The 16,507-nt window shown below is 69.7% G+C and carries 16 protein-coding genes and 1 pseudogene; 9 read left to right on the top strand and 8 right to left on the bottom strand.

Annotated features, from left to right (window positions below; all coding sequences use genetic code 11):
- Positions 1-28: 28 nt before the first annotated feature.
- Positions 29-889, bottom strand: coding sequence for a putative endonuclease domain-containing protein (locus IEY84_RS20820; protein WP_183548383.1), 861 nt, complete (start codon positions 887-889; stop codon positions 29-31).
- Between the two features lie 319 nt (positions 890-1,208).
- Here IEY84_RS20820 and IEY84_RS20815 point away from each other — a divergent pair, with 319 nt between their 5' ends.
- From IEY84_RS20815 to era, 4 genes are read left to right on the top strand one after another with little or no spacing between them, the layout of a single operon-like run.
- Positions 1,209-1,745 carry a pyridoxamine 5'-phosphate oxidase family protein gene (locus IEY84_RS20815; RefSeq protein WP_183548381.1) on the top strand — a complete coding sequence of 179 codons (537 nt, stop codon included), beginning with the start codon at positions 1,209-1,211 and terminating at the stop codon, positions 1,743-1,745.
- On the top strand, positions 1,745-2,104 hold the full coding sequence (locus tag IEY84_RS20810) for a VOC family protein (protein WP_221209079.1): 360 nt from the start codon (positions 1,745-1,747) through the stop codon (positions 2,102-2,104). Before IEY84_RS20815 ends, IEY84_RS20810 begins: the two co-directional genes overlap by 1 nt.
- A gap of 25 nt (positions 2,105-2,129) precedes the next feature.
- The gene (locus IEY84_RS20805) at positions 2,130-2,924 is read left to right on the top strand and encodes a siderophore-interacting protein (protein ID WP_229788891.1); all 795 of its coding nucleotides are present in this window, start codon (positions 2,130-2,132) and stop codon (positions 2,922-2,924) included.
- Positions 2,921-3,868 carry a GTPase Era gene (era, locus tag IEY84_RS20800; RefSeq protein ID WP_183548377.1) on the top strand — a complete coding sequence of 316 codons (948 nt, stop codon included), beginning with the start codon at positions 2,921-2,923 and terminating at the stop codon, positions 3,866-3,868. The genes IEY84_RS20805 and era overlap by 4 nt, the downstream gene beginning before the upstream one ends.
- Before the next feature lie 15 nt (positions 3,869-3,883).
- On the opposite strand, the gene IEY84_RS20795 is transcribed toward era, so the two are convergent.
- From IEY84_RS20795 to IEY84_RS20780, 4 genes are read right to left on the bottom strand one after another with little or no spacing between them, the layout of a single operon-like run.
- Positions 3,884-4,726 (bottom strand): septum formation family protein, encoded by an 843-nt coding sequence (locus IEY84_RS20795; RefSeq protein ID WP_183548375.1) that lies wholly within the window; start codon positions 4,724-4,726, stop codon positions 3,884-3,886.
- Positions 4,727-4,728: 2 nt separating this feature from the next.
- The gene (locus tag IEY84_RS20790) at positions 4,729-5,562 is read right to left on the bottom strand and encodes a septum formation family protein (protein ID WP_183548373.1); all 834 of its coding nucleotides are present in this window, start codon (positions 5,560-5,562) and stop codon (positions 4,729-4,731) included.
- A 47-nt stretch (positions 5,563-5,609) separates the two neighbouring features.
- Entirely contained in the window at positions 5,610-6,098 is a 489-nt protein-coding gene (locus IEY84_RS20785) for a flavodoxin family protein (protein ID WP_183548371.1), read from the bottom strand.
- Positions 6,098-6,493 (bottom strand): pyridoxamine 5'-phosphate oxidase family protein, encoded by a 396-nt coding sequence (locus tag IEY84_RS20780; RefSeq protein ID WP_183548369.1) that lies wholly within the window; start codon positions 6,491-6,493, stop codon positions 6,098-6,100. The genes IEY84_RS20785 and IEY84_RS20780 overlap by 1 nt, the downstream gene beginning before the upstream one ends.
- A gap of 229 nt (positions 6,494-6,722) precedes the next feature.
- Here IEY84_RS20780 and leuA point away from each other — a divergent pair, with 229 nt between their 5' ends.
- Positions 6,723-8,483 (top strand): 2-isopropylmalate synthase, encoded by a 1,761-nt coding sequence (gene leuA, locus IEY84_RS20775; protein WP_183548367.1) that lies wholly within the window; start codon positions 6,723-6,725, stop codon positions 8,481-8,483.
- On the opposite strand, the gene IEY84_RS20770 is transcribed toward leuA, so the two are convergent.
- Entirely contained in the window at positions 8,480-9,439 is a 960-nt protein-coding gene (locus IEY84_RS20770) for a DMT family transporter (RefSeq protein WP_183548365.1), read from the bottom strand. The genes leuA and IEY84_RS20770 overlap by 4 nt on opposite strands.
- A gap of 58 nt (positions 9,440-9,497) precedes the next feature.
- Here IEY84_RS20770 and pdxR point away from each other — a divergent pair, with 58 nt between their 5' ends.
- The gene (gene pdxR, locus IEY84_RS20765) at positions 9,498-10,883 is read left to right on the top strand and encodes a MocR-like pyridoxine biosynthesis transcription factor PdxR (RefSeq protein WP_229788890.1); all 1,386 of its coding nucleotides are present in this window, start codon (positions 9,498-9,500) and stop codon (positions 10,881-10,883) included.
- Here pdxR and IEY84_RS20760 read toward each other — a convergent pair.
- Positions 10,880-12,646, bottom strand: a complete 1,767-nt coding sequence (locus tag IEY84_RS20760; protein ID WP_183548363.1) for a serine/threonine-protein kinase — start codon at positions 12,644-12,646, stop codon at positions 10,880-10,882. The genes pdxR and IEY84_RS20760 overlap by 4 nt on opposite strands.
- Before the next feature lie 93 nt (positions 12,647-12,739).
- Complete coding sequence (locus tag IEY84_RS20755; RefSeq protein WP_229788888.1) at positions 12,740-13,549, bottom strand: ion transporter; 810 nt, start codon at positions 13,547-13,549, stop codon at positions 12,740-12,742.
- Between the two features lie 112 nt (positions 13,550-13,661).
- On the opposite strand from IEY84_RS20755, the gene recO reads away from it, so the two are divergent.
- The 3 genes and pseudogenes from recO to IEY84_RS20740 all read left to right on the top strand — a co-directional run bounded on the left by recO (position 13,662) and on the right by IEY84_RS20740 (position 16,470).
- Complete coding sequence (recO, locus tag IEY84_RS20750) at positions 13,662-14,390, top strand: DNA repair protein RecO (RefSeq protein ID WP_183548359.1); 729 nt, start codon at positions 13,662-13,664, stop codon at positions 14,388-14,390.
- Positions 14,391-14,396: 6 nt separating this feature from the next.
- Positions 14,397-15,551: pseudogene (locus IEY84_RS20745) on the top strand (YibE/F family protein); the annotation flags it as partial.
- Between the two features lie 130 nt (positions 15,552-15,681).
- Positions 15,682-16,470, top strand: a complete 789-nt coding sequence (locus IEY84_RS20740) for an isoprenyl transferase (protein ID WP_221209077.1) — start codon at positions 15,682-15,684, stop codon at positions 16,468-16,470.
- Positions 16,471-16,507 lie beyond the last annotated feature (37 nt).

The raw sequence follows: 16,507 nt of genomic DNA, 5'->3' as shown, positions 1-16,507 counted from the left end.
CGGTCTGGCTGCCGCTTTCGCCCACTTGCTATGAGACTTCGGGCAACTGCCAGGCACGTCGCATCGCCGCCGTCCCGGGCTTCGAGAAGAGTGACGACTCCCAGAGCTTCCACCATGGTCGGATGTCATCGACGGTTAGCTCTCGGCCGAGCGCATCGGTCGCCGCCCGGAGGATCAGCCAGCTGTCATTGCGGACCTGGCTCGCGACCCATCCGTGCCGTACGTATCCAGCCTTGGCGAGGTCCGCGTCCCTTCCCCGGTCGCGGCGGTACTGCACGCGCTCACGGTGCTGTGCCCCGTCGTACTCCTGCAGCGTTCTGGTCTCGGTCACCACGAGATCGGCTCGGCCGATGAAGACGCCACGGGCGTCATGGATGTCCACCTGCGGCTCGACCTCGACCCCGCACGCGGTGTGCATGATCCGCAGGAGGGACTCCCAGGCGGACTCCGAGCGCCGGTCGGAGCAGCGCAACGCCTCGCCCAGCCGACGTGAGCCCGGTCGCCCCGTGGCTGCGGCGGCCTGGAGATCGGCGAGCGTGCACTTCTCCAGGTGGAGGGCGCTGTCGATCAGGACAACCAGATCCACAACGCCGAGGTCGCGTGCGCAAGCCAGAGCCGCATCGGGCACCGGCGCGACCCGAAGATCGTCGAGCGAGATGGCTGCCGGTGGCCGCGGGTGTCGACTGATCCGCAGCTCGGGCCGGCGTATCCGCACCGAGGACTCGTGAAGTGCCATGAAGATCGGCAGATCGTCGGGCAGAGGAGGGAGCCAGAGGTCGTGGAGCTGCATGGCCGTCAACCCGGTGAACACGGCGGACCCGGGGAGGACCTCTGCCCATGTCGCCAGCTCGGCTCGCCACCGGGCGTCCCGGTCGAGCCCTGCTGGCACGTATACGCCGTTACCGACCCTTTCCCACGCGGGGCCGCGCCGCCGAGGTTGTCGCTGGCGTCGGCGTCGGGCGTTCTTCCGTGGCCGCGGTGATGTGTCCTCCAGACGCCGACCTCCGATATCGATGAGATCCATGGACCCAGCATCGCTGCGACCACCGACATCCCTGGTCGACGGTCATTGAGAGTGGGCGAAAGGGGCGGGTCTGACCGCGGTCTGGCTGCCACTTTCGCCCACTCGGCTGTGGCACGGTGTCGAAATCCGCGCCTTCTGTTCGTGGAGTAGGTGAAACGTCCCGTTCCGACTGAAGGAGACAGTCATGGAGACCTACAACCTTGCCGAGATGTACGACGCTCCGCCCATGTCCTGGGAGGAGGTCGCCGCTCGCCTCGACCAGGGGTTCAACCAGGGTCCGGGGTCGCAGGAGGGCGAGCCCGGTCGCTACACGACCTGGGTGAGCACGATCAACGCCGACGGCGGTCCGCACGTGAACGCCGTCGGCGCGGTCTGGCTCGACGGCAGCTTCTACCTGGTCACCGGGCCGGGGACGCGGCGCGGCCGCAACCTGGCCCGCGACCCCCTCTGCGCGCTGTCGCTCTCGGTGCGCGAGTTCGACCTGGTCGTGGAGGGGCGCGTGACGCGGGTCCTCGGCGACGAGCTCGAGCGGGTGGCCAAGCACTACCACGACGACGAGGGCTGGCCGGTCGAGGTCGACGAGTCGGGCGAGGCCGTCACCGCGCCGTTCAACGCGCAGAGCGCGGGCCCGGCGCCCTGGCACGTCTTCCGCATCGACGCGACCTCCGCCCACGCGGTCGCGACCGTCGAGCCCTACGGTGCGACCCGCTGGAGGTTCTGATGACCGACCTGTTCGCCGGACTTCCGGTCGCGGACCTGGCGCGAGCAGCCCGCTGGTACGAGGCGCTGCTCGCCGGCCCGCCGGCCTTCTATCCCAACGACACCGAGGCCGTCTTCGAAGTGGTCGAGCACGGCTACGTCTACATCGAGGTGAAGCCCGAGCTCGCCGGAAGCGGGTTCGTCACCCTCTTCGTCGACGACCTGGACGCCCGCCTCGCCGCGATCGCCGGCCGCGGCCTGCGGCCGGAGTCGCAGGAGACGTACGAGAACGGGGTCCGCAAGACCATCTTCCGCGACCCCGACGGCAACGAGGTCGGGCTGGGAGGTGGCCCCGCAGAGGCCAGCGATGCGGACGGCTGAGCCCGGCGCGGATAACCTTGAGGCGATGAGTGTCAAGGCCCAGCAGTACGCCGCGGAGGTGCTGCGGCGCGAGCAGATCACGCCCCACCTCGTACGTCTGGTGCTCGGTGGCCCCGGGTTGGCCGGGTTCACCTCCACCGGGATCCCCGACGAGTGGGTCGGGTTGATCGTCCCGGGGCAGTTCCAGATCCGCTACTACACCGTGCGGTCGTGGCAGGGTGGTGAGCTCACCGTCGACGTCGTCGTCCACGACGTCGGGCTGGTGACCGAGTGGGCCACCCGCACCGACCCGGTGGGGCAGACGGTCACGATCACCGAGCCCAAGGGTTCCTACGCCGCGCCCGAGGCCGCGCAGTGGTTGCTATTGGTCGGCGACCTGACCGCGATGCCGGCCATGGCTCGGATCGCGGAGACCACCACGCTGCCGACCCGGATCTGGGCCGAGGTGCCCGAGGACCTACCCGGCTATCTCCCCGACAGCGCCGAGGTCACCTGGTCCACGCCGCCCTCGGAGACCTCCTCCGACCTGGCGGCGGCAGTGGAGAAGATCGAGTGGCCCGCGGGCGACGGCTACTTCTGGATGGCAGGGGAGTCGAGCCAGATGCGGGCGATCCGCAAGCATCTGATGCGTGAGCGGAAGCTCGACTCGCATGCGTACGACGTGATGGGCTACTGGCGCGGAGGCGGCCAGAAGCGGCAGCCGCGCGCGGTCGACCCAGGACCGGTGTGGCGCGAGGGCAAGGCCCAGGGGCTCACCGATGAGCAGATCTGGCAGCGATACGACGAGCAAGTCCACGAACAAGCACAGGAGCAACAGTGACCGAGCCAAGCCCTGCGCCGCCAGCACCAGAATTTCGGAGCGGCTTCGTGTCGTTCGTCGGACGCCCCAACGCGGGCAAGTCGACCCTGACCAACGCGCTGGTCGGCACCAAGGTGGCGATCACCTCCGACAAGCCGCAGACGACCCGCACCGTGGTCAAGGGCATCGTCCACCGGCCCGACGGCCAGCTGATCCTGGTCGACACCCCGGGCATCCACCGGCCGCGTACGCTGCTCGGCGAGCGGCTCAACGACCTGGTCGAGGCCACCTGGACCGAGGTCGACGTGGTCGCGATCTGCTTCCCGTGCAACGAGAAGATCGGCCCCGGTGACCGCCGGATCGCGGAGAACGCCAACAAGCTCAAGAAGGGCATCAAGCGGGTCGCGGTCGCCACCAAGACCGACCTCGCCACGCCCGAGCAGATCGGCGAGCACCTGATGTCGATCCAGACCCTCGGCGCCGAGCTCGGCATCGAGTGGGCCGAGATCGTCCCCGTCTCCAGCGTCGGTGGCGACCAGGTCGACCTACTCTCCGACCTGCTGATCAAGCTCCTCCCCGAGGGCCCGCCGCTCTACCCCGACGGCGAGCTCACCGACTCGCCCGAAGAGATCATCATCGCCGAGCTGATCCGCGAGGCAGCCCTGGAAGGCGTACGCGACGAGCTCCCGCACTCGATCGCCGTCGTCGTCGAGGAGATGCGTCTGCGCGAGGACCGCGCCGAGGACAAGCCGCTGATGGACATCCATGCCTTCCTCTACGTCGAGCGCGACTCCCAGAAAGGCATCGTGATCGGCCACAAGGGCTCACGGCTCAAGGACGTCGGTCAGCGCGCGCGCCTGCAGATCAAGGAGCTGCTCGGCATGCCGGTCTACCTCGACCTGCACGTCAAGATCGCCAAGGACTGGCAGCGCGACCCTCGGCAGCTGCGCAAGCTCGGGTTCTGAAGTATGGCCGGCTGATCAGGCCGGCGCCCAGCAGATCCCGTACGACTGGCCACCCTGCCACTGCTCGGCACTGGGGAACTCCCAGGACCACTCGTACTTGAGCGGGTCGTCGGCGACCTCGGCGGCAGCGGCCTTGCAGTCCTCGGCGCCGGCGCTGTTGACCCTCGCCTCGCCGGGGTACTTCCCGGAGCCGAGGTCGATGACCGACAGCGCTCGCCAGGAGTGCTTGAGGGAGCACGGGACGCGCTTGAAGGAGTCGGACTTCGGCGAGGCCGTGCCGCACATCCGGAACGGCTCGGCGGTCTCGGAGCTGCCCAGGACGCCCTTCATGTTGCCCTTGAGCGTCATCAGGGCCTCGGGACCGGCGATGCCGATGACATCGCAGCGGAACCAGCTGGCGCCCGCCTCGGACTCCTCGATCGTCGGGGTGAACCAGACCGGTCGCAGCATCGAGAGGCGCAGGTCGTCGGCGTCGCCGCCGAGGTATCTGGTGACCTTGTTGGGGCACGCCTCCGCGACCTGGGCCGCAACCTGCTCGGAGTCGACGGCGACGAGGTGGCCGTCGACGACGTTCCTCAGCTTTCCCACGGCGTACGTCTGGGTGGTGTGCTTGCCCTTGCAGCTCACCGCGGTGCCGCCGGCGGTGGGGGCGAGCGCCTCGTCGTAGGTGAGGTTGTAGCAGGCACCCTCCTTGGGGGCCGGCGCCGGCGAGGCGGAGGCGGACGGAGGTGCCGACGAGGGTGACGGGGCCGACTTCGGCTCGCCTCCACCGCAGCCGGCGAGCGCCATCGCCCCCGCGATCACGAGAGCGCCCCACAGAGCGTGCTTCGGGGCCCGTCTCAGCTCGTTGTGTCGCATGCTCACTCCTCGGTCACTGCCCAGCAGATCGCCCAGCGGTTGCCGGCTTTCCACTCCTTCTCTCCGAACCATGTGTACCCGTAGTCGAAGCTTTCCGGGTAACCCAACCAAGCGCTGACCGAGCCCTTGCAGAACTGCGAGGCCTTCTTCTTGGACTCCGCTACACCGGGGAACGGGGTCTTCGCCTCACCCAGCTTGATGGTCGTCACCGCCCGCATCTGGTGTGGCTCGGAGCACGGCACCTTCGGGGAGGTGACGCTCTTGCCCTCGGCGCACACCATCCAGCGGTCCTCGATGTCCTCGATGTTCTTGACCTTGAGGAGGTTGCGGGTGGTGGTCGGCAGGTCGACGTACTCGGCGCCCTGCTGCCCGCCGCCGACCACGTCGCAGCGGATCCAGCGCGCGCCCTCCTCCCAGGCCTTCTCCGAGGGGCCGAAGTAGACGTGGGAGAGCATCGAGCGCATCAGCAGGCTCTGGTTGGTGCCGACGTACTCCTCGAGCAGCTTGCGGCACTGGCTGAAGGCCCACTCGTTGACCTTCTCGTCGCGGTACTCGGCGTCCTTGAACTCCTCGGGAAGCGGCCCGGCGCCGAAGGTCTCGGCATTGTGCGGCTCGTCGCAGGGCACGTACTTGTCGAAGTTGTAGGCCTCGGCGACGTCCTCGTGGGTGAGGTTGCGGCACTTGCCGACCTCGGGCACCGCGGTCGAGTCGACCTGCTTCGGGTCCTCGCCCTTGGCAGCCGCCCGGTCGCCGCCGCATCCACTGAGCGCGAGGGCAGCGAGCACCACGATCAGGAGAGACAAAGACGTCGTACGTCTGGGGGTATGGCCGATCACGGGGATCGACTCTACTTGCGAAACCATGAGCGGGCCGAAAGCACAGATCAGCCGAGCACGGCGGCGAGCGTGGCTCCCAGCTCGTACGCCGCCTCGGTGTGCGCGTCGTCGACGTCTCCCATGACGTCGAGGATGTCGTAGGCCTGGGCCCATCCCAGCGCGCCGACGATGGACTGGACCGAGCGGATCGCGCCGGTGGTGTCGTAGCGGCCGTGGACGTAGAGGCCATAGGGCCGCTTGGCGGTGTCGCCCTCCGACTCACCCGCTGCGCCGGACGGATCGAGCGCGCCGCCGACGGCGAGGAACGTCGAGTCGAAGAAGTGCTTCAGGGCACCCGACATGTAGCCGAAGTTCGCGCTGGTCCCGAGCACGTAGCCGTCCGCGGCCAGCACGTCCTCGGCCGTCGCCTCCAGAGCGGGACGTACGACCACCTCGACCCCTTCGATCTCCGGGTCATGGGCACCGGAGACCACGGCATCGGTCAGCCGCTGCAGCGACCGGGTGGGGGAGTGGTGGACGACGAGCAGGCGAGGCATCAGCCGGCGACCAGTCGGCGGCCGGTGACCTCTTTGGGGCGCAGGCGCACCCACAGCGGACGGGGGCCGGCCGCCCAGGGATGGAGGCTCTTGACGGTCTCGGGGATCTGGTCCTCGCGGTAGAGGATCTCCGCGCGTCCCTTGAACAGCGCCGACCAGCCCACGTGGGTGTCGGGGTCGAGGTCGTCGACCAGGAGCGCGACGGCGCTCTCGTCGATCTGCTCGGCCATCGAGGAGTGGGCCGAGGTGCGGATCCAGAGCGCTTCCTCGTGCACGACGTGGTTGACCGGCAGCACCACCGGGCCGCGCGGGCCGGTCCAACCGATCCGGGAGACCTGGGTGTCCGCCGCGAGCCGCCAGGACTCCTCGACCGTGAGCTCTTCGAGTTGGGCCACGCCCGTTCCTCCCCTTCGTCGTCACTTCTGTGTCTCAGCACTTCTGCGTCTCAGCGTTGAGGATCAATCGCCTGCCCGGCCAGTCTGCCAGTTCTGTTCTGTTATTGTTACCGACGTCATGATGCGCAGCCTCCTCCTTAGCTGCCGCAGCGGGGCCTGAGACAGCCGGTCCCCTCGCTGCGGAGGTTCGACGTGCGCCGGCACTCGCTCCCATTGATGAGGATTCCGCATGACCAACCTGAGCAACTCCCGCAACCAGCAGAAGCCGTCGGGGATGCCGCACGAGCGCTATCGCGCATTCGTGCCCGTCGACGTCCCCGATCGCACCTGGCCCGCCAAGAAGGTCACCAAGGCTCCGCGGTGGCTCTCCACCGATCTGCGTGACGGCAACCAGGCCCTGATCGACCCGATGACGCCGGCCCGCAAGCTGCGGATGTTCGAGCTGCTGGTCGCGATGGGCTACAAGGAGATCGAGGTCGGCTTCCCGAGCGCGAGCCAGACCGACTTCGACTTCGTGCGCAAGCTGATCGAGGAGGACCGGATCCCCGATGACGTACAGATCTCGGTCCTGACCCAGGCCCGCGAGGACCTCATCTCGCGCACCGCCGAGTCGATCGCCGGGGCCCCGCGCGCCACGATCCACCTCTACAACGCCACCGCGGAGCTGTTCCGCCGGGTCGTGTTCAACGTGACCCCGGCCGAGTGCATCGGGATCGCGGTGCGCGGCACCGAGATGGTGATGAAGTACGCCGAGGAGCATGTCCCCGAGCTGATCGGCACCGAGGACTTCGGCTACCAGTACAGCCCGGAGATCTTCACCCAGACCGACACCGACTACGCGCTCGAGGTCTGTGAGCGGGTCTCGGACGTCTGGCAGCCGGAGGCCGGGCGCGAGATCATCCTGAACCTGCCCGCCACCGTGGAGATGTCCACCCCGAACACCTACGCCGACCAGATCGAGTACTTCGGCCGGGGCCTGACCCGCCGCGAGCACTCCGCCATCAGCCTCCACCCGCACAACGACCGCGGCACCGCGGTCGCGGCCACCGAGCTGGGCCTGATGGCCGGCGCCGACCGCGTCGAGGGCTGCCTGTTCGGTCACGGCGAGCGCACCGGCAACGTCGACCTGGTCACCCTGGGCATGAACCTCTTCTCCCAGGGCATCGACCCGCAGATCGACTTCACCGTCGGCGGCGGCATCGACGAGATCCGCCGCACGGTCGAGTACGTCACCAACATCAACGTCCACCCGCGCCACCCCTACGCCGGCGACCTGGTCTACACCGCCTTCTCCGGCTCCCACCAGGACGCCATCAAGAAGGGCCTGGAGGACCTCGACCGGATCGCCGCCGAGGCCGGCAAGCCGACCAGCGAGATCCCGTGGGAGGCGCCCTACCTGCCCATCGACCCCAAGGACGTCGGCCGCACCTACGAGGCAGTTATCCGGGTCAACAGCCAGTCCGGCAAGGGCGGCGTGGCCTACCTGCTCAAGACCGAGCACTCCCTGGACCTGCCGCGTCGCGCGCAGATCGAGTTCAGCCGTGTGGTCCAGCAGCACACCGACACCGAGGGCGGCGAGGTCGCACCCGCGGAGATCTGGTCGATCTTCGCCAAGGAATACCTGGAGCGCGAGGAGCCGTACGCCCTGGAGAGCTGGTCCTCGGTGACCGACGCCGAGGGTGGCGACGAGCAGATCGTCGACCTGCGGGTACGTGGCGAGGCGCGCACCTACAAGGGTGTCGGCAACGGCCCGGTGGCCGCCTTCGTCGACGCGCTCAAGGAGGCCGGCGCCGAGATCCGGGTCCTCGACTACGCCGAGCACGCCCTCTCCGCCGGTGGCGACGCCGCCGCGGCGGCGTACGTGGAGTGCGAGATCGCCGGCGAGATCGTCTGGGGCATCGGCATCCACGAGAACATCGTGACGGCGAGCCTGCGAGCAGTGGTCTGCGCGGCAAACCGCGCCCAAGCGGTCACGATCCCGCGCGGCTAAGGCCCCGGGTGTGCTGCCAAAGGTGCGCTCCGGCGCACTCTTGGCAGCACACCGCCAAGGCCAATACATAGGCCCACTGCTACTACTGCTGTGCCTGCCCATACCAGTGGGTTTGGAACTGTGCCGTCTAGGGGGATGGCTAGGGCGGCTGCGGTCACTGGCACTACACCGGTCAGGAGGCCGGCGCGGCCGGAGCCCAGGCGGTTCACGGCGGTGAACCAGAGCAGGAACGCGAGCGTGGTGACGACCACGGCCAGATAGAGCGCGGCGAGCAGGTCGCCGGTGCCGAGCGTCGTCACCGCGGCCGGTCCCTCGGTCGCGACACCGACGACCGCCATGCCGGCGGCCGCCATCCACACCGCGTGGAACGAGACACCGAACGCGCCCAGGCGAGCGAGGACCGGGATGGCCAGGAGCGTGAAACCCGCCTCGCAGGCCAGCACCAGGAGCGCGTAGCCGATCCCGGCCGCGTCGGTCCTCCCGAACCCCTGGACCAGGACTGCTCCTGCCGTGACCACGGTGGCTCCGACGACGACCGGCCGAGCCGGCAGGGTGCGGGTCGCGATCGCCGGGACGACCGCGAGCAGCATCGGGACCGCGGCGACGGCCACCCCGATCACCGCCGGTTCCGCATGGGCGACGCCGCGGACGACGCCGACGTTGAAGAGCACCAGACCCGCGGTCGCGACGCCGGCCAACCAGCGCCACTCACGTCCACGTGGCCTCGGCACCCGCCAGCCGGTGACGCGTGCGACCACGAGCAGGAGGAGCGCGGCGAGGGCGTACCGGACCGCCTGCAGGGTGAAGAGCGGTGCATCGGTGATCGCCGTGGAGACGGCGACGCTGCTGCCGACGCAGGCCATCCCGGCCGCGGCGAACGCGATGCCGAGAAGCGTGCCGTTGCGTCGGGAGCCGGGAAGGTCGGTGGCGCGACGGGGGAGGGCTTCGATGCTCATGACCACGAGGCTCGTCGCATCTTGGTCCGACGGACAGATCCAAGCCAGGTGTGCCAGAGTGGACCAAGTGACCGGAGCGGACTTTCTTCAGCTCGATCCGGCCGGCGTGCCTGCCGGTGGGCTCGCGACCTGGCTCACCGGCGCCCTGCGGGAGGCGGTGGCCGATGGCCGGCTCGCGGTCGGCGCCCGGGTGCCGGCATCGCGCACCCTCGCCGGTCAGCTCGGGGTCTCCCGCGGGGTGGTGGTCGAGGCGTACCAACGGCTCACCGACGAGGGGTTGCTCTCGGCTCGCAGCGGCGGCGGAACCAGGGTGAGCGCGGCTCCCGAAGCCGTACGCCGCCTCGGTGCTGCCACTCGGCTGCCGACCCCCGACCTGGACCTCTCGCCGGGAGTGCCGGATCTCTCGGCGTTCCCGCGGGCCGCCTGGGCCAAGGCCTCGCGCGAGGTGCTCGCCGAGATCGGCAGCGCCGACCTCGGCTACGGCGACCCGCGGGGTGTGCCGGCGCTCCGAGAGGCGCTCGCGGTCTGGCTGGGACGCACCCGCGGGATCACCGTCTCGCCCGACGAGATCCTGGTGGTCAACGGCGTCGCTCAGGGCCTCGTCCTGCTGGCGCGCTCGCTGGAGGAGCGTGGCAGGACCACGGTCGGTTTCGAGGAGCCGGGGTCCTACGGCGTACGGGTGCACCTGCAGAAGTGGGGGATGACGACGGCCGCGGTGCCGGTCGATGCCGACGGCCTGGACGTGGCGGCGCTCGACGCCCTCGGGGTCGACGCCGTCGTTGTCACACCCGCACATCAGTTCCCGACCGGGGTCGTGCTCTCGCCGCAGCGTCGGCGGGAGCTGGTCGAGTGGGTCAGGGCAGAGCCGCACCGGTTGGTGATCGAGGACGACTACGACGCCGAGCATCGCTACGACAGGCCGCCGGTCTCAGCGGTGAAGGCGCTCGCGCCCGACCGCGTCGCCCATCTCGGCAGCGTGTCCAAGACGTTGGCGCCGGCGATGCGGATCGGCTGGCTGATCGCTCCGCCCGGGATGCAGGAGGAGCTCGTCGAGGCGCGCTACTGGCTCGACCTCGCCACTCCGGCGCTTCCCCAGATCACCTTGGCCCGGATGCTGACCTCGGGCGCCTTCGAGCGCCACCTGCGGCTGGTCCGGCAGCGGCACAGGGCGCGCCGCGACGCTCTGCTCGAGGCTCTCGCCGAGCATCTCCCCGCAGCTCGGGTCCACGGCGTGGCGGCCGGCCTGCACGTGCTGGTGACCCTCCCCGACGGGATCGACGACACCGCGGTCGCCACGGCTGCGCTCGAGGCGGGCATCGCCGTCCATCCGCTGACCCGGCATCGTCAGGACGACGGTCCGCCGGGGCTGGTGATCGGGTACGCCGCGACGACCCCTGACCGCCTGCGCGAGGCGGTCAGGCGGTTGGCGCCGCTGATCTCCTAGGAATCGACGTCGTACTTCGCGCAGAGGCCCAGGCGGCTGCCGGCGATCCAGGCGGTCCTGAACGGGGCCTTGAACATCGTCGCCTCGCTCGGGCAGCCGCCCAGCCCCTGGATGTTGGTCTCGCTCTGCTCGGGGTAGGTGTCGCCGGTCATCTCGAAGGTGTCGACGACGATGTAGTCGTGGGTGGTCCCGCACCTGACGACCTTGTCGATGGTGCTGTCGATGCAGGCCCGCAGGTCGGTCGGGAACGGGTTGGGCACCGGGTCCTCGGGCAGGTCGATCATCGGCGCCTTCTGGACCGTCACCCCGACGTCGCACCGGACGTAGCGGTCGCCGTCGTTCCAGGTGGCCTCCGAGGGCCAGTACCAGCTCACGATGTAGGCGGTGCGGGCGAGCGCCTCGGGATGCAGGCCGAGCCCGGTCTCCAGGCGGGTGAAGCAGGCGGCCCCGGCGGCCTCGTTGTCGTTGTAGGCCTTCACGTCGGTGGCGACGTGGAAGGTGTAGAGCGTGTGCGGCTCGGCGCAGTCCACCGGCTCCGACTCGTCGACGAACTCGTTGGCCGCGGCATAGTCGAGGTTGCGGCACTCGCCGACCTCGGGTACGCCGCCGCCCCGGTTGGCCACGACGTAGACCAGCCCGGCGACGAGCCCGATGACCACCACCGCGGCGGCCAGGCCGCCCAGGAGCCGGGTGCGCTTCCGCTTGGCCGGCGGCCGCGGGCCGCCACCGGTCGGCACCATCGTGGGCTGCTCGAACGGTGACCCGGTCGGAGCGCCGCTGGGTGGTCCGACCGGCGGTGGGCCGCTCGGTGGGCCGACAGGCGGGCCGACAGGCGGGCCGACAGGCGGTGCCTGGGCCGCCGACTTCTGCCACGGCGAGGTCGAGGTCGGCGGCGGAGGCTGAGCTGCGGAGTGGGTCTGCGGCGCGGAGGTGACTCGGGTGCCCTTGACTGCGCCGCGGAGCGCCTCCGCGAACGAGCGTGCGTCGGGCCAGCGGTCCTCGGCGCGGGGTTCCAGCGCCCGGGCGATCGCCTGGCTGATCGAGGCCGGGAGGGGGCGTACGGAACCGGCCTCGGGAACCCGCGAGGTGAGTCCGAGTGCGGGAGCGGGGGAGCGGCCGGCGAGGAGGGCCCAGGCGACGGCACCCAGGGCTCGTACGTCGGCGCGGTGGTCGATCGGAAGTGAAGGGTCGAGCTGCTCGGGCGCCATGTAGGACGGGGTGCCGATGTCGCGGGTCACCTCGTCGAGCGAGTCGAGCGAGCGAGCCACCCCGAGGTCGGCGATCATCACCCGGCGAGCGCCGGAGGTGCCGCCGGAGGTCTCCGAGGTGAGCAGCAGGTTGGCGGGCTTGATGTCGCGGTGGATCACGCCGCGTGCCTTCAGCGCCATGAGTCCATCGGCGGCCTGCGCGACGATGTCGGCGACCTCGCGCGGCTCGAGACCGCCCGGGGAGCGCTTGAGCAGGTCGGCGACCGAGCCGCCGTCGGCGTACGACATCACGAAGAAGGGGATGCCGGTGCTGGTCTGGCCGATGTCGTAGACACGTACGACATGGGGCGAGTCGACCGAGCGGAGCAGCCGTGCCTCCTGGAGGAAGCGCTTGTGGATCTCCGGGTTCGACACCCAGCCGGGGGAGAGCGCCTTGACCGCGACGTGGGAGTCGAGCTCGGGGTCGTAGTAGAGCCACACGGAGGCGAATGCACCGGCGCCGATGTGGCGGACCTGCTGCAGCCGCCCGAGATGGGTCGGGAAGGTCGCGCTCATGCCCGAATCATGCCCTGACTCTCCGCCTGGGGACTGTGGTGACACCTACTTCGTCAGGTTTCGCAGGGAAATCGAGATCTGGAGATCGATCGTCTACGGGGCGCGCCAGGAGCGGTCGCGCTTGACCGCGGCGTACTCCTCCGAACCGATGTTCGCGCGCAGCTCCTTGGCGGACTCCCGGATCGCGTCGGAGATGATCTCGTGGACCCGCGGGTCGGCCAGGCCCTCGTCGACGAGCCGCAGCACGGTGTCGGCGACGAGGCGGACGATGTCGTCGTGGAAGGGGAGGTACTTCAGCTTCCCCGTCGCTTGGTCCTGGCGGATGAGGTCGATGATCAGCGTGTCGATCTCGGCACGGTTCTCCTCGATGGCGCTGGAGATGTGCCGGGTGTAGTTGCCGGTCTGGATCACCGCGATCACCTCGTCGAGCACTGCGACCGTGATCGGCTTGCGGATGACGTTGACGATGGTTCCGGTGAACCTCCCCACGACGTACGCCGAGATGCGATCGCCGAACGCGCGGTCGGCCGCGCGCATCAGCCGCACGAAGATGACCACCACCCGCAGCAGCCGGAGGCTGCGGAAGGCCGGGCTCGCGGCGACCCCGAGCGGGATCATGCCGAGCAGCTCGTACCAGTACAGCAGCGGGAACTTCCAACCGAGCCCGGAGCGGGTCCAGCGCCACACGAACTCGACACCGAAGATGGCGCACACCACGTAGTCGGCGGCGACGACCCGGTCGTACCAGACCTTCGGCACATCCCAGAACGTCACCCACACGACCGCGACGACCGAGAGGATCGCCAGCACCAGCATGAACCAGTCGACGGCTGTGACCGGCGGTGTCGGCGCGGCGCCCGGCCTACGGTCGTCGTGGCGGCGGTCGATGCCTGTGGCGCTCATGATCGGCACGATAGGAGACGAGCACCCCAAAGGCGATCACCCACACGCGTCGTTGCCGTCATGTTGGTCTGTCGCTGCACCGGTTGTCGGTGCGGCGCGGCAGAATGGGCCCGTGCCCCTCTACCGCGACGAAGCCATCGTGCTTCGCACCCACAAGCTTGGTGAGGCCGATCGCATCATCACCATGCTCACCCGTCACCACGGACGGGTGCGTGCGGTGGCGAAGGGCGTGCGGCGGACGACCTCGCGATGGGGTTCCCGGCTCGAGCCGTTCACCCACGTCGACCTGCAGTTCGCCGAGGGTCGCACGCTGGACACGATCACCCAGGCCGAGACGCTGACCCTCTTCCACAGCGGCATCGGCCTCGACTACGACCGCTACACCGCCGGCACCGCGATGCTCGAGACCGCCGACCGGCTCGTGCACGAGGAGGGCGAGCCGGCGCCGCAGCAGTATCTGCTGCTCGTCGGCGGGCTGCGGGTGCTCGCCCAGGGCGACCGCCTTCCCCGGCACGTGCTCGACTCCTATCTGCTCCGCTCGCTGGCCGTCGCCGGCTACGCGCCGTCTTTCGAGGGATGTGCGCGCTGCGGGCTGGAGGGCCCGCACCGCTGGTTCAACGTGTCCATGGGAGGTGCGCTGTGCACGACCTGCCGGGTGCCGGGCTCGGCGACGCCCTCGCCCGAGACGCTCACCCACCTCGGTGCACTGCTCTCCGGCGACTGGGATACGGTCGGCGGCGCCGAGGACCGGACCAGCAGGCAGGCGAGCGGGTTGGTCGCTGCGTACCTCTTCTGGCATCTGGACCGCAACCTGCGCTCGCTCGAATACGTCGAGAGCTGAGGAACGATGGCGCACTCCCACGGCCACTCCCACGGTGGGCACGACGCCGAGGTGGAGGTCGAGGCGCTGCCGCGGATGGTGCTGACCGTCTCGCTCGTGCTCGTGGCTGTCGTCACCATCGTCGGAGTGGCCCTGTGGTGGCCCGACCGTGCCGCGGTCGAGAAGCTGCAGGGGTCGCAGGAGTTCGTCGCCGACGGGGTCGTCTTCGAGACCGCCGAGGTGACCTCGGTCGCCGAGCCTTGCTCCGCCGAGGGCACCCCTGAGGGCTGCAACACCGCGGCGGCGAAGCTCACCAGCGGCCCCGACACGGGCACCGAGGTGGCGGTGAAGGTCTCCACGCCGATGGCCAGCTCCGGTCTGGAGGCCGGGGACAAGGTCGAACTCTCCCGCACCGAGCGGGAGGGAGAGGCGACGTACGCCTTCTTCGACGTCAAGCGCGGCCCGCCGCTGCTCCTGCTCGTCGGTCTCTTCGTGGTGTGCGTCGTCGCGGTCGCCCGGCTGCGCGGGCTGATGGCCGTGCTCGGCCTGGGGTTCGCGGGGGCGGTGGTGTGGCTCTTCCTGCTGCCCGCACTGCTCTCCGGGGAGCCTGCGGCCGCGGTCGCGCTGGTCTCCTCGGTGCTGATCCTCTACGTGGTGCTCTACACCACCCATGGGCTCTCGGTGCGAACCTCGGTGGCGCTCGGCGGCACCCTGGCCGGGGTCGCGGTGACCGCGCTGGTCGGCACTATCGCGATCGGCGGGAGCCGGCTCAGCGGCCTCGGCTCTGAGAGCGGCCAGACGCTCTCCTCGCTCGACGGCGATCTCGACCTGCAGAGCCTGTTGGTCGCCGCGGTGATCATCGCCGGTCTCGGTGCGCTCAACGACGTCACCATCACCCAGGCGTCCGCAGTGTGGGAGCTGCGCGCGGTCGGGCCTTCCTCCTCGCGATGGGAGGTCTTCCGCGGCGCGATGCGGATCGGCCGCGACCACGTCGCCTCGACGATCTACACGATCGTGTTCGCCTACGTCGGCGCGGCGCTGACCTTGCTGCTGGTGATCCAGCTCTACGACCGGACCTTCTTCTCCCTGCTGACGACCGAGCAGATGGCCGGCGAGATCGTCGCCACCATGGCCGCGGGCATCGGGGTGGTGCTGGCGATGCCGATCACCACGATCATCGGGGCGCTGACCGTCCCCGGCCCGGCCGGGGACCCTGCAGAGATGGAGTACGACGCTCCCCGGCGCCCGATGGTCCCATCCCGGCCGCAGCCTCCCGGGCCGCAGCCGCCTCCTGGCTATCGCCCGACTAGGGTTGGGCCTCGTGAGCAAGCCGGTCCGTACCCCAACACCCCACCCGTCCGGGGCTACCCCGCCCCGGGTCCCCAAGGACCTCGTCCCGCACCACGTGGCGATCATCATGGACGGCAACGGCCGATGGGCCAAGGAGCGTGGCCTCCCCCGGACCAAGGGCCACGAAGAGGGTGAGTCCTCGCTCTTCGACGTCGTCGAAGGTGCCATCGAGATCGGTGTGAAGGCCATCTCGGCCTACGCGTTCTCCACCGAGAACTGGTCGCGCTCGCCCGACGAGGTGAAGTTCCTGATGGGTTTCAACCGCGACGTCATCCGCCGCCGCCGCGACGAGATGAACGAGCTCGGCGTCCGGGTCCGCTGGGCCGGCCGCGCGCCGCGACTGTGGAAGTCGGTGATCAACGAGCTCAAGATCGCCGAGGAGATGACGAAGGACAACACCGTCTGCACGCTGACGATGTGCGTCAACTACGGCGGTCGCGCCGAGCTCACCGACGCGGCGTCGCGGATCGCGAAGGACGTCGCAGCGGGTCGCCTGAACCCGGACAAGATCACCGACAAGGTCTTCCAGCGCTACCTCTACGTCCCTGAGCTGCCCGACGCCGACCTCGTCTGGCGCACCTCCGGCGAGCAGCGGCTCTCCAACTACATGCTCTGGCAGGCCGCCTACTCCGAGTTCGTCTTCACCGACGTGCTCTGGCCCGATGTCGACCGCCGCCACCTGTGGCATGCCATCGAGACGTACGCGAGCCGGGACCGCCGCTACGGCGGCGCCCTCCCCAACCCGGTCTGACCCCTCTCTCCCTCCCTCCCCGAAAGGTCAGTTCCTG

The sequence above is a fragment of the Nocardioides albus genome, assembly GCF_014648255.1.
GTDB classification, from domain to species: domain Bacteria; phylum Actinomycetota; class Actinomycetes; order Propionibacteriales; family Nocardioidaceae; genus Nocardioides; species Nocardioides albus.
Note: the sequence above shows the minus strand (reverse complement) of the source record. Positions and strands in the feature narration are given on the sequence as shown.